This window comes from Zavarzinella formosa DSM 19928 (genome assembly GCF_000255705.1).
Taxonomy (GTDB): domain Bacteria; phylum Planctomycetota; class Planctomycetia; order Gemmatales; family Gemmataceae; genus Zavarzinella; species Zavarzinella formosa.
This window is the reverse complement of the sequence record NZ_JH636447.1, coordinates 102044-102272: the sequence shown is the minus strand read 5'-3', so window position 1 is coordinate 102272 and position 229 is coordinate 102044. Positions and strand designations below refer to the sequence as shown.

Below are 229 nucleotides of genomic sequence, written 5' to 3'. Positions count from 1 at the left end.
CGCGGAATCACAGTTCGCGGCGGCCGTCGCCCTCGGCGGGGACAACAGCCTCGGCCTCTTCCTCGATCATTCCACCGAACACCTGCGGACATGGGCCGTCCTGGTTCAACTGCTGCTCGAACTTCGCGGCACGACCGGCATGCCGTCCCGCGTGCTGGCGTGCCTCTCGGCGAAGGCCCCGCGAACACGGCTGGGGGCGGCCGGGGCCCCCGAAGCCCCCGCGGGCCCC

Annotated in this window: 1 protein-coding gene; it reads left to right on the top strand. The window is 72.9% G+C overall.

Going from position 1 to position 229, the window contains the following annotated elements:
• A partial coding sequence (locus BGIM_RS66185; protein WP_193789058.1) for a hypothetical protein occupies positions 1-229 on the top strand: 229 nt, incomplete at both ends.